The 16,927-nt window shown below is 28.2% G+C and carries 12 protein-coding genes; 5 read left to right on the forward strand and 7 right to left on the reverse strand.

Features of this window, described 5'->3' with window-relative positions; all coding sequences use genetic code 11:
- Positions 1 to 15: 15 nt before the first annotated feature.
- From ACTG44_RS14345 to ACTG44_RS14355, 3 genes are all read right to left on the reverse strand, one after another.
- Complete coding sequence (locus tag ACTG44_RS14345; protein WP_479919263.1) at positions 16 to 1,053, reverse strand: GNAT family N-acetyltransferase; 1,038 nt, start codon at positions 1,051 to 1,053, stop codon at positions 16 to 18.
- A gap of 243 nt (positions 1,054 to 1,296) precedes the next feature.
- Positions 1,297 to 3,576: a bifunctional diguanylate cyclase/phosphodiesterase gene (locus tag ACTG44_RS14350; RefSeq protein WP_479919264.1), complete on the reverse strand. Its 2,280-nt coding sequence runs from the start codon at positions 3,574 to 3,576 to the stop codon at positions 1,297 to 1,299.
- A 276-nt stretch (positions 3,577 to 3,852) separates the two neighbouring features.
- The gene (locus ACTG44_RS14355) at positions 3,853 to 5,307 is read right to left on the reverse strand and encodes a UDP-N-acetylmuramoyl-L-alanyl-D-glutamate--2,6-diaminopimelate ligase (protein WP_479919265.1); all 1,455 of its coding nucleotides are present in this window, start codon (positions 5,305 to 5,307) and stop codon (positions 3,853 to 3,855) included.
- A 163-nt stretch (positions 5,308 to 5,470) separates the two neighbouring features.
- Between ACTG44_RS14355 and ACTG44_RS14360 the strand changes: the two genes are divergently transcribed.
- Positions 5,471 to 6,340 carry an AraC family transcriptional regulator gene (locus tag ACTG44_RS14360; protein WP_479920672.1) on the forward strand — a complete coding sequence of 290 codons (870 nt, stop codon included), beginning with the start codon at positions 5,471 to 5,473 and terminating at the stop codon, positions 6,338 to 6,340.
- A gap of 91 nt (positions 6,341 to 6,431) precedes the next feature.
- Here ACTG44_RS14360 and ACTG44_RS14365 read toward each other — a convergent pair whose 3' ends face one another.
- The 3 genes from ACTG44_RS14365 to ACTG44_RS14375 form a co-directional block, all read right to left on the reverse strand.
- Complete coding sequence (locus ACTG44_RS14365; RefSeq protein WP_479920673.1) at positions 6,432 to 8,471, reverse strand: cation:proton antiporter; 2,040 nt, start codon at positions 8,469 to 8,471, stop codon at positions 6,432 to 6,434.
- Positions 8,472 to 8,618: 147 nt separating this feature from the next.
- On the reverse strand, positions 8,619 to 9,590 hold the full coding sequence (locus tag ACTG44_RS14370; RefSeq protein WP_479920674.1) for an ABC transporter ATP-binding protein: 972 nt from the start codon (positions 9,588 to 9,590) through the stop codon (positions 8,619 to 8,621).
- Positions 9,591 to 10,568, reverse strand: coding sequence for an ABC transporter ATP-binding protein (locus ACTG44_RS14375; RefSeq protein ID WP_479917282.1), 978 nt, complete (start codon positions 10,566 to 10,568; stop codon positions 9,591 to 9,593).
- Positions 10,569 to 10,785: 217 nt separating this feature from the next.
- On the opposite strand from ACTG44_RS14375, the gene ACTG44_RS14380 reads away from it, so the two are divergent.
- The 3 genes from ACTG44_RS14380 to ACTG44_RS14390 all read left to right on the forward strand — a co-directional run bounded on the left by ACTG44_RS14380 (position 10,786) and on the right by ACTG44_RS14390 (position 14,263).
- Entirely contained in the window at positions 10,786 to 12,354 is a 1,569-nt protein-coding gene (locus ACTG44_RS14380; RefSeq protein ID WP_479920675.1) for an ABC transporter substrate-binding protein, read from the forward strand.
- Positions 12,355 to 12,488: 134 nt separating this feature from the next.
- The gene (locus tag ACTG44_RS14385) at positions 12,489 to 13,448 is read left to right on the forward strand and encodes an ABC transporter permease (RefSeq protein WP_479920676.1); all 960 of its coding nucleotides are present in this window, start codon (positions 12,489 to 12,491) and stop codon (positions 13,446 to 13,448) included.
- 2 nt (positions 13,449 to 13,450) lie between these two features.
- A complete protein-coding gene (locus tag ACTG44_RS14390; protein ID WP_021385410.1) occupies positions 13,451 to 14,263 on the forward strand; it encodes an ABC transporter permease in 813 nt (270 codons plus the stop codon).
- Positions 14,264 to 14,490: 227 nt separating this feature from the next.
- Here ACTG44_RS14390 and ACTG44_RS14395 read toward each other — a convergent pair whose 3' ends face one another.
- On the reverse strand, positions 14,491 to 15,393 hold the full coding sequence (locus ACTG44_RS14395) for a LysR family transcriptional regulator (RefSeq protein ID WP_021385361.1): 903 nt from the start codon (positions 15,391 to 15,393) through the stop codon (positions 14,491 to 14,493).
- Between the two features lie 352 nt (positions 15,394 to 15,745).
- On the opposite strand from ACTG44_RS14395, the gene ACTG44_RS14400 reads away from it, so the two are divergent.
- Positions 15,746 to 16,924, forward strand: a complete 1,179-nt coding sequence (locus tag ACTG44_RS14400; RefSeq protein WP_479920677.1) for an acetyl-CoA C-acetyltransferase — start codon at positions 15,746 to 15,748, stop codon at positions 16,922 to 16,924.
- Positions 16,925 to 16,927: the final 3 nt, after the last annotated feature.

Consider the following 16,927-nt stretch of genomic DNA (forward strand, 5'->3'; position numbering starts at 1 on the left):
TATAAAATTACATTTCTAAAATATGTATAATATCCCTACAGAAATTACTACTGTTGCTACTGAAAGTATTTTACTATAATTCCAAATACGCTTTCCTCCAAAACATTCAAATGGATAAAAAGGTATGCTATGTAAAATCAACAAGGTTTTTCCAAGTGAAACTATGTATTCACAAAATTGTGATTGTCCTTCAACTGCTACCCACAAAACAAAACACAATAATCCTAACCATTCAAACAATCCTTCAATAGCCATGTTACATCTAAATTTAGCAGTTGACTTATACTCTTTAGGATAAAATCTACCTATTATTGGCCATATACCTCCTAATACTGTAACCAATAGTGATATAAACAATCCACCTCGTGTAACAGTAAATGTCCATTTTTCAGGCAAAATTAAAGTTGCAAACATACCACCAATTAATAGAATAATCAACAAAGAAAAAAATGCACCTACCATGATACTAAAATCAGGTAAATTATTATTAAACAATAAAACAGGGAGCAATATCAATAAGTTTAAAATCATATAAATTCCTAATTGTTGAATTGATGAATTACTTTTTTGTGCTGAGGTACTCCATAGATGAAATCCAGAAGCAATAAAAAGCGTACTATATATCCATAATTGCACAGTTCCAATTAACCCATAGTTTTGAAACATCTGTGTAAAACTCATAATATTATATCCATTATTTTCAAAGAGCTTCCATGATGCAACATTATCATCTTTTACTGTGGCAGTTACAGTTCTACAATCATGCTCTTTTAAAAACATAGTTACCTTTTTATAAAGTTCACTTCCTATTCCTTTTCCCTCATAGCCCTTTTTTACGTAGGCTGTCTCTAGATATCCAATCTTTTGACCATTTTTCGCAGGAAAAATTCTATAAGAAGCCATACCAACAATATGACCATCCACTATTGCAATAAAAGCTTCTTTTGGCTTTTTAAATGCCAAACCTTCAACCAATCCAAAGCTTGATTTACCAAGTTCCCACACGAACCTTCTTTCTTCAGCTACCATTTCTCTAATTATTATATTATCCAAATTTATCCTCCCAATTTTTTAAATAATTTTTAATATGCTTAATTTCATAAATCATACTATTACATTAAAAGTTTATATCAGAATATTTTATATGTTTTTTACAAAATATCATCTAATTCCTAAAATAATATTCCTGTAACAATTAATATTCTTATAATAGTGTATTGTTATATAAAAAAAGTGAGCATTGATTAAACAAGGTTCACTTTTTATAAATTTTTATGTTATGTTTTATAAGTTTATTTAATTTGTTTCTTTTCCTTTTACATTATATCTATCTAATATTAGTTTTTCATATTTTTCGATTTGCATTGGTCTAGCAAATAAAAATCCTTGAGCCATATCACAACCTATAAATCTTAAAAACTCAGCTTGCTCCAATGTCTCAACACCTTCTGAAACAACTTTTATATCAAGTTGTTTTGCCATTTGAACAATACTTGAAACTACAATTTGACTTTTCTTCATATCTCCTACTGTTATAAAAAATTCTCTATCCAATTTTAATACATCAATTGGCATATCTTTAAGCATATTTAAGGAAGAATAACCTGAACCGAAATCATCCATAGAAATTTTGAATCCAACAGATTTTAAATCCTGCATTATTTTAAACAATATTTTTGTATTATCAAAAATTGCACTTTCTGTAAGCTCAATTTCAATCAAATCTGGTTCAATTCCATATTCTTTTGTTATATTTTCAAGTTCAAATATAAAATCTGGATTCTCAAGATGTACCCTTGATAAATTTATTGAGATAGGAAATGTAGGGAAATTTTCATTTTCCCAACGTTTAAAATTTTTACAAACTTGAGTAAATACAAACATATCTAATTCTGTTATAAAACCATTCTTCTCAAAAATAGGAATAAACACACCTGGACTTATTAATCCTTTTTTAGGATGTTGCCAACGTACAAGAGCTTCAGCACCTACAATTTTAGCAGTTGATAATTCGATTTTAGGTTGTAAATAAACTTTAAATTGTTCATTAGTTAAAGCATCATGCATTTCTTGCTCAATATCACGTTCCTCTATGAGAGTTTCTTTTAAGTTTTCTGCATAAATTTCATAGACTTTTAAATATTTTCTTTTTACTGTAGTTTTTGCAATCATAGCTTTATCAAGACAAGTAGAAATATTTGTTTCTCTATCTTCAACAAAATATACACCTATAGATGGAATTAAATTTAGTTCTACTCCCAAACTAGTTTTTATCATTGACATTTTTTTACGTATAAGTTCACATATTTCAATAACTGATTCTCTATTATTTTTCTTTTCAAATATTATAGCAAAATTATCATTTGAAATTCTTGAAAATACGGCTTGTTCTTTGAATATATTCTTAATTATATCTGCTATTTCTTTTAATACTCTATCTCCTTCTTCATACCCAAACCTATCATTCACTAACTTAAATTTATCTATATCAAAATAAATTAAAACTAGATTCTTTTTCTCGTGAGATGATAAAAATTTGCCACCTTCAAGATTAAATTTATTTGAATTTCCGATACCTGTAACGTTGTCCTTAAATGCAAAATCTTCTAATTTTTCCTTACTCTTTTTTTGTATAAACAATATGTAAATTGTTAATGCTGTAAATATTATAATCAAAACTACACATGCCGATAATGTAAGCTTTATAATAGCATATGATTTCTCAGATACAGCAGTTTTAGGAACTTCAGAAAAAAGATACCAATCATTGATTCCTATTGGTGCATAACTCAAATAATATCCTCTTCCAGACATATTATAACTCAATGAACCTGACTTAAAATTTTTTATATTTGACTTCATGCCATTAAGAGTAGATTTTGATAAAGAATCGCTTTTACCAATATAAGTAAATAAATTTTCCTTGTTCGTATTGGCATTTTTACTACTTGGATTTAAAACAATATCTCCATTACTCTTAGCTATATAAGAATATCCTTTTCCATTAAATGTTGGTACAGAAAGTATCTTTTCATACAACTTTGTATTATGTGTGGCAAATATGACTCCTTTAACCTCATTACCCTTATAAATTGGTACAGAATATACATTAATGTCGTTATTAACATTTTTGTCATCTTCTATTACATCTTTTAATTTTCCTGTTATAACCACTTCTCCCTGCATCGATTCTAAAAAATAATCTCTTTTAGAGAAATCTTCTATATATCCATCTGTAGTATATGCTGTTCCATTTGGTAAAATAACTCCCATTCGTTTAAATGAACTATTAACAGACTCTCTTTTAAGTATAGAAAGGATATTATTTACTTCAAAAGACCCTTCTCCTTCAACAAATATTGAAATTGATTGTAGTAGCTTTATATCTCCATTAATTTGCTTTTTTAATACATTTACGCTTTGATTTGCTATTTCTGAAAGATATTGATTCGTTTCTTCCCCTAATGTCTTATTCAACCTTGAACCATAAATCAAACAGGAAATTGTAATTACTAAGATACTTATGACAGCAATTATTGACAAACCATGCCTATTATTTTTTGCATCACTTAACATTATGCTTCCTGCCTTTCTAGAATCTCTATATATATAATTATTATTTTGTGTCAGTTACTGTAAGCATTTTATAATGATACTTATTTTTCCATATTTACTGTAATTATACAAAATTATAAACTTTATTACAATAATAAATTAACTAGCAAGGATATTATAACTTATATTATCGTATTATCCATTTTACAATAATTCCCATATAAAAAATAAAAATGTAATATCAAAACAGATTTTGATATTACATTTTTAGATGGTATATTTTATTAAATTTTCATGCTACATTTTACTTAAGCATTCATTTGCAACTTCTTTATCATCAAAATGATGCTTAACTTTACCTATAATTTGATAAGTCTCGTGTCCCTTACCTGTTATAATAACAACATCATTTTTCTTTGCTGTACTTATGGCCTCTGCTATAGCCTGTTTTCTATCAACAACAGCATGATAATTTTCTTTTTTCTTATCAATTCCTTCAAGTATATCTTTTATTATTGCTTCTGGTTCTTCAGTTCTTGGATTATCAGAAGTTATAATACATAAATCAGAATACTTTTGTCCAATAGCTCCCATTAAAGGTCTCTTTTCAGTATCTCTATCTCCACCACATCCAAATACAGAAATTATTTTTCCTTCTGCAAATTGTTGAGTTGTTTTCAATACATTTTCAAGTGCATCAGGAGTATGAGCATAATCTACAATTACACTTATACCCTTATCATTTGGAACTGTTTCAAACCTTCCTGATACTCCATTAGAAAGTCTAAGTCCTTCTTTATACACTGGTTTAGGTATACCAAGTACATAACAAGCAGCTATAACTGCCAAAGTATTATATACTGTAAACATTCCTGGAACAGGTATAAATATAACTTCTTCATAAGAAGGTGTTATTAATCTATAAGATACCCCATCTGAATCTGATTTTATATCTCTAGCCATAAAATCAGCTTTAGTGTCAACACCATAAGTGTAACAAGGTACATTTAAACTTTTTACATTTTCGTATATCTTTTTTCCACCTTCATCATCTATATTTATTATATTAGCCATAGTAGTCTTAAAAAATAATTTTTCTTTGGCTTTTCTATAGTCCTCTAAATCTTTATGAAAATCTAAATGGTCAGGTGTTAAATTTGTAAATATGCCCAGTTTAAAGTCTGTCTCATCAACTCTATTTAATGCCAATGAGTGAGATGAAACTTCCATCGCACAGTAATCACATCCATTATCTAACATGTTATTAAAATGATATTGTAAATCTATACTTTCTGGAGTTGTTGAACTTGAAACAATGTCTTTTTCTCCATCAAAAATTTTTATAGTTCCTATAAGACCAACTTTATTTTTATTTAAAGTTAATATCTCATTTAGTATAGTAGTTATACTAGTTTTTCCATTAGTACCTGTAACTCCTATAACATTAAATTTCTGAGATGGATGATTATAAAAATTATCAGCTATTTTTGCCATATCTTTTCTTGTATCTTTTACCTTTATAAATGTATATCCTTCTATTTCTACATCTTCTTCAACAATAAAGGCTTTTGCTCCCTTTTCTACAGCATCTTTTATATACTTATGGCCATCTGATACAAATCCTTTTATACATACAAATAATGTACCTTCTGTAACCTTTCTTGAATCATATTGTACATTATTAATATCTATATTTAATTCACCTTTGACATTGATTATATCCAACCCTTGTATAATATCATTTAATTTCATAAATGCTTTCCTCCCTTTAAACTCTTTCTGCTAAAATTACACTACATATAATATTATATTAAGAATTTTTTACTATGTGAATGGTTAAAAATGCTTGAAATATTGCAAAAAATGCTCTATACTTTTCTATAATATAAATCTAGAAAGGTCTTATATAAAAACTATGGATAAAAAAATTGGATACTTAAGTGATAATTTTAAAATATTTAATATTAGGGACAAAAAAGATATAAAATTTGAATACCATAATCACGATTTTAATAAGATAATTATATTTATAGATGGAAATGTCACTTATTTTGTTGAAGGGATTCCTTATAAACTAAAGCCTTGGGATATACTTTTTATAAGTAATAATGAAATCCATAAACCAGTTATAGATTCAAATGTATTTTATGAGAGAATTGCAATATGGATTAGCCCAGAATTTATGAAAAAAAATAGTGATATTACTAGTGACTTAGAAAAATGTTTTAAAATAGCTACAGAAAATAAATGTAATAGGTTGCGTTTAAATATACATGATATTCAATCCATTAAGACTTTTATTGAACAAATAAATATTTCTGAATCTAACAATGAATTTGGAAATGAAATATTGAGGAATACACTATTTATACAACTTATGATATTCTTAAATAGAATTTTCTTAAAAAATGAAAATATAGAATCAACAGAAGATGTTTTTTATGATGAAACCATAAAAAAAATATTAAACTATATAAATTCAAATATAGATAATAAACTTTCCATAGATAGTATATCGTCTGAATTTTTTATAAGTAAATATTATCTTATGAGAAAATTTAAGTCTTATACTGGAACATCCATACACAATTATATAGTTCAAAAAAGATTAATTTTAGCAAAAACATTAATAATTAATGGCAATCTTATGAGTGAAGTTTGTAGTAAATGTGGATTCAATGATTATTCTAGTTTTGTAAGAGCATTTAAAAAGTACTATGGTGTATCTCCTAAAAATTATATAAACAATAAAAATCCTTTAGATATTACTCTTTTAGATGAGTAAATTATTTATTATAAATTTTCTTTTAATAAATACAAGAGATATTAGTATATTTATCTTACTAATATCTCTTGTTTGCTAATATTTCAAAATATTATTCTATCATCATCATTTCATCATAAAGAATATTCTCCAATAACTCCTTAGCTACTTCTCTTGATATTTGTCTAGTTTCAACTAATTGTTGAACACTATCTCTTTCACTTTGGATTGCCATTAGCCTATAGTATTCTACTTTCGCTTCAAACTTATCATCATTTTGAATCTTTCTAGTTAGCCAATTTAAATAACGATTATAAAATCTGATTGCTATTAATGATTCATGTCTGTTATTCTCATCAGTATTTTTATTTATAAATAATATAGCAGTTTTAGTAGAAAGTGCATATGCATGATGAAATTCTTTAATTATTTCTGTATTTTCAGATATTAGTTTTGTAATTTTTTCTTTTACTTCTATCTTTACTTTTCTATCTATAATCCACATACTTATTTTTAACTTTGCAATCTTAAATATAGATTTCTGAACAGATTTTCTTGATTTTGTAATATAAAATCTATACAATTTAAATGCTCTATCAGAAATTTTCCCATCTTCTAATAGTTTCTGAACTGCCAATAATCCCTGATGGTCTGCTTGTGCAATCATCATACTTATAAGTTTGTTATCTGGAGTATTTAATATTCCCTTTTCAGAGTCTACCAACTGTTCATTTAAATCATGTATAACTGGTTGTACCTCTTGTGCTTTTTCATTGCTAAGTTTTAAAATAGCTTCTTTCAAAATTATTTGATATGCCTCTTTATCAGATAATAAATATTCTGACTCTTGTACATCACTTTTTAATAGTCTTGGCAATAAAATTGTTGCCAGTATCAAACTTATAAGAATAACTTCTGATGATATGAATAAAACAGTATCCCTCATCGGAAATACATCTCCACTAGCTAGATAAAATGGTATGGACAATGCAGTTGCTAGTGTAAATGTACCATGAACACCACAAGTAGCAACTATTAATGAGTATTTATGTCTAGAAATACTGTCTTTTACAACTTCTTCATTCTTAAAACCTAAAAAACCTCTAAAGAAATTATTTAATGGATTCTTCTTAGTTTTTATAAAAGAATCATGCCATAAATATACACAGATAAACCTTATAGCAAATAAAATAAGCACAATTAAAACAGCAATAAAAGTCAATTTCAATGCCATATTTTCATTTTTAGTACTAAGTCCCCTATATATACTTGGCAATAAAAAACCAAGTAATGTAAAGACAAACCCATTCAATACATACTCTAAAACATACCATGTATTATCTGATATTATTCTTAATTTAGTAGTTGTATTTTGTAAATGCTCTTTTTCAATTCCATGAGCTATTCCTGCCATTACAACAGCTAAGATTCCAGACACTCCTACTTCTTCTGCCACAAAATACACAAAAAGTGGAGTCATTATTTGTATAACTATTACCATTGGAATTTCTTCTAGATTCCACTTATGTAAACTAAGTCTTATTTTTATAATTATATATCCTAAAAGGCATCCTAATATTATTCCTCCAAAAGCAGTAATTATAAATTGAATACCCGCTTCTTTTATTGAAAATGCGCCTGTAACTGTGGCAAGTACTGCAACTTTAAATGCTACTACTCCAGCAGCATCATTTAATAGAGATTCCCCTTCAAGTATACTCATCATATTTTTAGGGAAATCTAACCCTTGTGTGATTGATTTTACTGCCACTAAATCTGTTGGAGATATTACTGCCGCTAGAGCAAATGAAACTGACAGAGGCATCTCAGGAATAATAAAATGTATAAAGATTCCACCTGCAAATACAGTTGTTAAAACTAGACCAAATGCAAGAAGTAAAATTGGTTTTCTAAGTTCTAATAACTCTTTTCTCGATACATTTTGACCTTCACTAAATAATAATGGAGCTATGATACATATTACAAATATTTCTGGATTAAATGAAAATGAGAATTTAAATGGCAAAATAGACAATACAACGCCTAATACAATTTGATATATTGCAAGAGGAATACTGTTCCACTTTTTACTAAGTACAGTTGAAATTGTTGTACAAACTAATAACCCTAACAATGTTACTAAAATTGACACATCTACCCCTCTTTTCAATAATTACATTATAGATTAAACTTATATATCAACTAACTTAATATTAACAGCATATAATTTTAGCATCAAAAAATTTTCAATTTATCCTATTATTCTTATTATATATCTCAGATTTAATTTTGAAAATATCTATACTAGATGACATGCTACAAAATGATTCTTTGATATTTCTTTTAAAACTGGAACTTCTATTTTACATATTTCTTTACAATAAGGGCATCTTGTATGAAACTTACATCCACTTGGTGGGTTTGTTGGAGAAGGTATATCTCCTTTTAATATAATTCTATTTTTCTTAATTGTAGGGTCTTGTATTGGTACTGCACTCATAAGTGCTTTTGTGTATGGATGTTGAGAATGCAAGTAAAGTTCTTCTTTAGTTGCAATTTCTATTATAGAGCCTAGGTACATAACACATACTCTATGTGCAATATGATTTACCACACTCAAGTCATGAGATATAAACAAATACGAAAGTTTATATTTCTCCTGTAAATCCATAAGCAAATTTATAATTTGAGATTGAATAGAAACATCTAGTGCAGAGACAGGTTCATCACAAACTATAAATTCTGGATTTAATGCTAATGCTCTTGCTATACCTATTCTCTGTCTTTGACCTCCAGAAAACTCACCTGGTTTCCTATTTAAATGATACTTAGAAAGTCCACAATTCTCTACAACATTTAGTATATTATCTTTTATTTCATTCTTTGGTACTAAATTATGTTCTATAACTGCCTCAGATATTATTTGCTCTACATTTAATCTTGGATTTAATGAGCTATATGGGTCTTGAAATATCATTTGCATTTTGGGTCTTAATCTTCTAAGTTGTTCCTTCTCTAACTTATATATATCTATACCATTAAATTCAACTTTACCTTCAGTTTTTTCAATTAACCTAAGAATTGTTCTTCCAGCAGTTGATTTTCCACATCCTGATTCTCCAACTATAGCCAAAGTTTCTCCTTTTTTTAAATCAAAAGAAACTCCATCTACTGCCTTTACATATTTAACTTCCTTATCAAACAATCCAGATTTAACTTCAAAATACTTTTTAAGACCTTCTACTTTTAATAAACTTGTTTCCCTTTCCATTTACATCTCCTCCTTTGTATATAACCAACATGCAATACTATGACCATCATTCAATTCTATTAAAGGAGGTATCTGAGTTCTACATTTATCACATACTTTTTCACATCTATCACTAAAGTAACAGGAATCTGGTATCCCAATTGGGTTTGGTACTTGTCCTGGAATTGAATACAATCTTTTTCCTTTGTTTTCTCCAAGAATAGGTTTTGACTTTAAGAGTCCAATAGTATAAGGATGTTTTGGATTTTTAAATAATTCAACAACCTCTGCTACCTCTATAATTTTGCCAGCATACATTACTGCTACTTTATCACACATTTCTGCAACTACTCCCAAATCATGTGTAATCATCATTATAGACGTGTTTAATTTTTCTTTTATATTTTTCATTATATCTAGAACTTGAGCTTGAATAGTAACATCTAAAGCTGTTGTTGGTTCATCAGCTATAAGTAATTTTGGATTACATGATAAAGCCATAGCTATCATTATTCTCTGTCTCATACCACCAGATAACTCATGTGGATATGAATTATATATTTCTTCAGCTCTCGGTATTTCTACTAGCTTTATCATATCTATTACCTTTTTTTTAGCCTCTTCTTTTGATAAATCTTGATGTAACATAATTCCTTCAATGATTTGATTCCCAACAGTAAATGCTGGATTTAAAGATGTCATTGGCTCTTGAAAAATCATAGATATCTCATTTCCTCTTATTCCCATAAGTTCATTTTCATTCATCTTTAAAATGTCTTTACCTTGAAATATTATTTCCCCACCTTCTATTTTTGATGTTGGAAGTAGCTTCATCAAAGACATAGCTGTTACAGATTTACCACATCCTGATTCTCCAACTATTCCAATAGTTTCACCTTCATTTATATTAAAACTTACTCCATTTACACTTTTGACAATACCTTTATCTGTATGAAAATAAACTTTTAAATCTCTAACTTCAACTAGTGTTTTATTCATTATTTTCTCCTCTCAGCAAAATTGCTTAAAATAACATACACTTTTTGATTGTATTTTATAAAATTTTAAATTACAACATTTTCTTACATTTTATTCTTTTTTTCTATCAATTAAAACAGTATAATAGTTATTTTCTATATATATTGATTTAATAATGATTCTTATTATACAATGAAAATATGCGTCAAATATTATTTTATGGAGGTTTTATAAGAATATGAAATTCAAAAAATTGGCATCATTAATCTTAGTTTCGGCATTAATGCTTACATTCACAGCTTGTAGTTCTAATGATAAAGACAAGTCTAGTGGAGGAGGAGAAAGTAAATCTGGTGGAACTGTTGTAATTCCTATGGCAAGTGACCCTGACATAATCAATGGAGCTTTTGCAAATGTTAAAGAAGATTCTCTTGCATCAAATATAGTTTATGCTCCTCTTTATACTTACGAAAAAGGAAATTTAGTAAATTATCTAGCAGAAAAAGTAGATTTTAAAGATAGTAAGGAGTTAACTATAAAATTAAAATCCAACTTAAAATGGCATGATGGAAAACCAATAACTGCTGAAGATGTTTTATTTACATTTAATACAGTTTTAGATGAAAAACAAAATTCACCATCAAGACAATACTTATTGATAGGCGAAAAACCAGTTAAAGTAGAAAAAGTTGATGATTTAACTGTTAAGATTACCTTACCAACTGCAAGTGAATCTTTCTTGTATGGTATATCTAAAATAGCTCCAATACCTAAACATATATTTGAAGGAGAAGCAAATATAGCTAAATCAGAAAAAAACAATAATCCAGTTGGTTCTGGGGCATTCAAATTTAAAGAATGGAAAAAAGGTGAAAGCATAGTATTTGAAAAAAATGCAGATTATTTTGGTGGAGAACCTAATGCAGACTCTATCGCATTAAAAATAATACCTAATGAAGCATCTCAAGAAGCAGCTTTAAATAATGGTGAAATTTCAATTATGAAAACATCTGCTGAAGGATATGAAAAAGCAAAATCAAATTCAAACTTACAAACTTACACTTATAGTGAAGAAAGATTAAATTATATTGTATTTAACCAAAATATAGCAAATATGGCTAATAAAGAAGTAAGACAAGCATTATCATATGCTTTGAATAGAAACGAAATGATAGAATCAGCATATGGAAAAGAAGGTTCTGTACCTGCTAAATCTATATTAGTTCCAGAAGCAGACTTCTACACTGAAGAAGGTGTTGAAGGATATAACCAAGATACAAATAAAGCTAAAGACTTATTAGCTAAAAGTGGTGTTAAAATTGATAAATTAAAAATAGGTTATAACACAGGTAGATTTGGACATAAAAACTATGCTTTAGTAGCTCAACAAGAGTTGAAAAAAATTGGTATAGAAGCTGAAATAGTTCCTTATGAAAGTAAAGCTTTCTTCAATATATTATTTAGTAATGGTACTGAATGTGATATGTATGTAAATGGATATGCTTGGGGATTAGAGCCAAATCCATATAGAGGTATGTTTGAAACTGGTCAATACTGTAATCAAACTAAATATTCTAATACTGAAATAGATGCTTTATGGGAAAAAGGATTTACTGAATTAGACAAAGAAAAACGTAAAGAAATATACAAACAAATACAACAAGATATATCTAAAGATGCACCTATTTACACTATAGATTATGAACAGAATTTAATGGCAGCTCAAAAAAGTTTAAAAGGAATAGAAGATGCTAAACCATCTCCTGCAATATTATTTGAAGACTGGTCTAAGCTATATGTAGAATAATTTATGTAAAATTTTATATTATTAATTAAAAAGGGAGATGTCTAAAAATAATATGGCAACTTTGAACTTAGTGTCCATTGCATTGTTTTATTATTCTAAAACGAGACATCTCCCTTAATTAGGAGAATTCATTTATGTTGAAATTAATATTAAATAGAGTAAAAGTTTTAATACCTATGTTAATCTTAATATCTATATTATCATTTGGACTTTTAGAATTAGCTCCTGGTGACCCAGCAGATGCGTATATAAATCCTTTAATGTCTGCACAAGATATTGAAAATATAAGAATTAACATGGGACTTGATAAACCAGTATACATAAGATACTTAAGTTGGTTAAAAAATACTTTAAGTGGAAATCTAGGTATTTCTTATATAAACCATATGCCTGTTACAGAACAAATTATGGAAAAGATGGGAAATACATTTATTCTTATGGGAACTTCTTTAATATTTTCAATATTAGTAGCTATACCTCTCGGAATATTTTTAGCTGTAAATAAAAATTCAATAACTAGTAAAATATCACCTATCTTTAATTATATAGGTGTTTCTATTCCTTCTTTTTGGATAGGTATGATACTCATTTCAATTTTTTCAGTTAAATTTAACGTTTTTCCATCAGGAGGTATGCATACTATTGGAAATGATAGTCTTGGAGATTTAGTAAAACATTTAGTATTACCTGTAATAACTTTAGGCCTATATAATACAGCTATTTTTACAAATTATGTAGAAGCTAGTGTAAGTGAACAATTAAAAAAACAGTATGTTGTTACAGCAAGAGCAAAAGGATTATCAGAAAAAGTCATACTCTTTAAACATGTCTTGAAAAACTCACTCACATCATTAGTTACAATTCTTGGTATGAGTATACAAAAATTAGTTACTGGTGCATTTGTTACAGAAGTAGTTTTCTCTTGGCCAGGTATGGGTAGACTAATGATTGATTCGATTTTTTCAAGAGATTATACCATAATTATGGCAATAACTATGCTATCAGCACTCTTTTTAATTTTAGGTAATCTAGTTGCTGATATATTATATCTATTAATTGACCCTAAGATTAAATCCAGCAAGGGAGGGTTCTAACTATGTTTACAAACATTCTAAAAGAATTAAAAAAAGACAAATCCTTTGCTTTTGCATGCATTACTCTCAGTATAATCATCCTATTAATTATAGCCTCTTTTACATTAAATATAGACTCTAATGCAATTGACACTACTTCTAAACTTCAAGAACCTACTTTAAAACATATTTTTGGTACAGATGAACTTGGAAGAGATTATTTTTCTAGAGCTCTTTATGGTGGAAGAATTTCACTTAGTGTTGGTATTTTATCAATGATTATTTCTATAGTATTTGGTACTGCTGTAGGTGTTATTAGTGGATATATTGGAGGTAAGTTGGACCAATTCTTAATGAGGATAGTAGATATGCTTATGAGTATCCCTAGCTTCTTAGTTTTGATTGTGCTAAATACTTATTTGACACCTAAAGTTTCCACTATTATACTAATTATTGGGTTTTTAAGTTGGATGGAAGTCTCAAGAATCGTCCGCGGAGAAACGTTAAAAATAAAGGAAAATGAATACTGTATAGCTGCTAAAGCTACAGGTATTAAAACTAGAAATATACTATTAAGACACATAGTTTTAAACTTGAAAGAAACTATTGTAGTTGCAGGCTCATTAAATATTGCTAATGCTATCTTAACTGAATCTGCTCTTAGTTTTTTAGGTCTTGGAATACAATTACCTCTTGCATCATGGGGTAATATGCTTCAAGATGCTCAAAGACATATTTTTGATAAGTTATATTTAGCTGTATTTCCAGGTCTACTTATATTTTTAACAGTTATGAGTTTGACTATAATAAGTAAAAAGTTTTCTAGTAATACTTAATAATCCTTATGTAGAAAAACAAAATAAAAACAGTGACTATCCATAGATACTCACTGTTTTTATTTTTTATTTTAAAAAGATATATTTTGTATATTATAATTTTCAATACTAATTCACCATGATATGTAAAATCTATTATCGCCTATCATATATATAGATAAAAAACTAATAGTTTATTGTAATTTTTAAAAATTTGTTTGCTTTTTTTTGTTATTTTAATAACATTTTTATAATTTCTTTTTACTAAAGAAATCTATAATAAATTTAAATACATGTTCATCTACATGGCTGTAACGTTCTTTCTTAGGTCTACATAGTACAACTTTCCATGTAATAGGATGATTAAATGGTCTTTCTATAATTTTACTATTCTCAAAGAAATCGTGGACTGGTGATGGTAGAATGGTTATAAAGTCAGAGTTTGTAGTTGATAACAATAAAAAATCCCATGATCCAGACATGATGTATCTTTTTAACTTTACATTTTCATCAGTAAACTTTTGCATTAACTTATGATGTATCATAAAAGTAGGATTAAATATTGCAAGTAACTGCTCATTCAAATCGTTCCAGTCTATCTTATCTTTTTTAGCAAGTGGATGATTTACATTTAAAAAAGCTGTAAGTTCATCTTCTTGAAGCACATGTTCAGTCACTACACTTTTATCAATTTTATGTGGGTGTAATAGTACTGCATAATCTAATTCTTGTAAGATAAGCATTCTATTTAAATCATAGGCTCCCTTCTCTACTATGTCAAATTCTATATCTGGATTGTTTGCAACTAGCTGTGCAACTACATCTGAAAAGGCTATTCCAAGTATAAGTGGTGGTATTCCTATTCTAACTTTACCTTTAAATTGAACTGAATCTTCCCTTAAATCTTCCATCATGTTTTTGTATTCATTTATAATATGTTCTGCATTTACATAAAATCTCTCTCCTGCTGGTGTTAACCCATTTAATCTGCCTTTGTACCTCTCAAATAAATATACATCTTCACTCTCTTCGAAATTTTTTATGATTTGACTCAGTGCTGGTTGAGATATATGAAGTGTCTTAGATGCTATTGATAAATTAAAACCAGATTTCACTATCTCAACAAAATATTTTAACTGTTTTATGTCCATTTTAAACCACCTTTCTCAAAAGTATAGTTTAGATTATATTTTTTCTTATAATAATATTCTATAGGAAAATCAACATAATTTCATTAATATTTTAACAAAATATTTTTCTAAGCATGCCATAAATTTCTGTCCTATAAATTTTTCTTATACACTATATAAAAAATTAGACTTAGACAAAACGCTTTTTTCGCCGTAATCTATAATTAGAAACAGGAAAACCTAAAGCATTAGGAATAAAAATAATCGAAATACTTAAAATCAAGCTTGTATTAGAAGTAATTTATTATAGTGTTCCATAATCTTTTTATTCAGAAAATTTTTAATTATCATTCAAGAAAGGTAGCTATTAGACATGAAAAATGTAGTAATCGTATCAGCAGTCAGAACACCTATAGGAAGTTTTGGAGGGGTATTTAAAAATACTTCTGCTGTCCAACTTGGAACTATCGCTGTTAAAGAAGCGATATCACGTATAGGTCTTAATTTATCTGAAATAGATGAAGTAATAATTGGAAATGTATTACAAGCAGGACTTGGACAAAATGTCTCTAGACAAATTGCTATAAATGCAGGTATACCAAATTCTGTCCCAAGTTATACAGTAAATAAATTATGTGGCTCAGGACTTAAAAGTGTTCAACTAGCTGCTCAATCAATCTCATCTGGAGAAAATGATGTAGTCATCGCAGGTGGTACTGAAAATATGAGTCAAGCTCCTTATATTGTCCAAACTGCTCGCTTTGGTAGTAAGATGGGCAATATAACTATGGTAGATAGCATGTTAACTGATGGTCTTATTGATGCTTTCAATCAATACCATATGGGGATAACTGCAGAAAATATTGCCACTAAATTTGAATTTACTAGAGAAATGCAAGATAATCTAGCATTAGAAAGTCAAAATAAAGCTGAGAAAGCTATAAAAAGCAATCGTTTTAAAGACGAAATCGTTCCAGTAGATATTTTAGTACGCCGTGGTAAGGTAGAGACCATTGATACAGATGAATATCCTAAATTTGGTATGACATTTGAAGGCTTATCTAAACTTAAGCCTGCATTCAAAAAAGATGGCACTGTAACAGCTGGAAATGCATCAGGTATTAATGATGGTGCAGCTATGTTGATATTAATGAGTCAACAAAAAGCAGACGAACTAGGAATTAAACCACTTGCTAAAATAAAGTCATATGCATCGGCTGGTGTTGAACCTGAAATAATGGGAACTGGTCCAATTCCTGCCACTAGAAAAGTACTAGAAAAAGCTGGACTTAATATTAATGATATAGACTTAATAGAGGCAAATGAAGCATTTGCTGCTCAAGCACTAGCTGTTAAAAACGAACTTCAAATAGACTCATCAAAGTTAAATGTTAATGGTGGTGCAATAGCATTAGGACATCCAATAGGAGCAAGTGGTGCTAGAATACTTGTTACCCTACTTTATGAAATGCAAAAACGTAAAGCTAAAACTGGTCTTGCAACGCTTTGTATTGGTGGCGGTCAAGGAATATCAATGGTGGTTTCACGATAGGAG

Source organism: Clostridioides sp. LIBA-2809 (assembly GCF_056688965.1).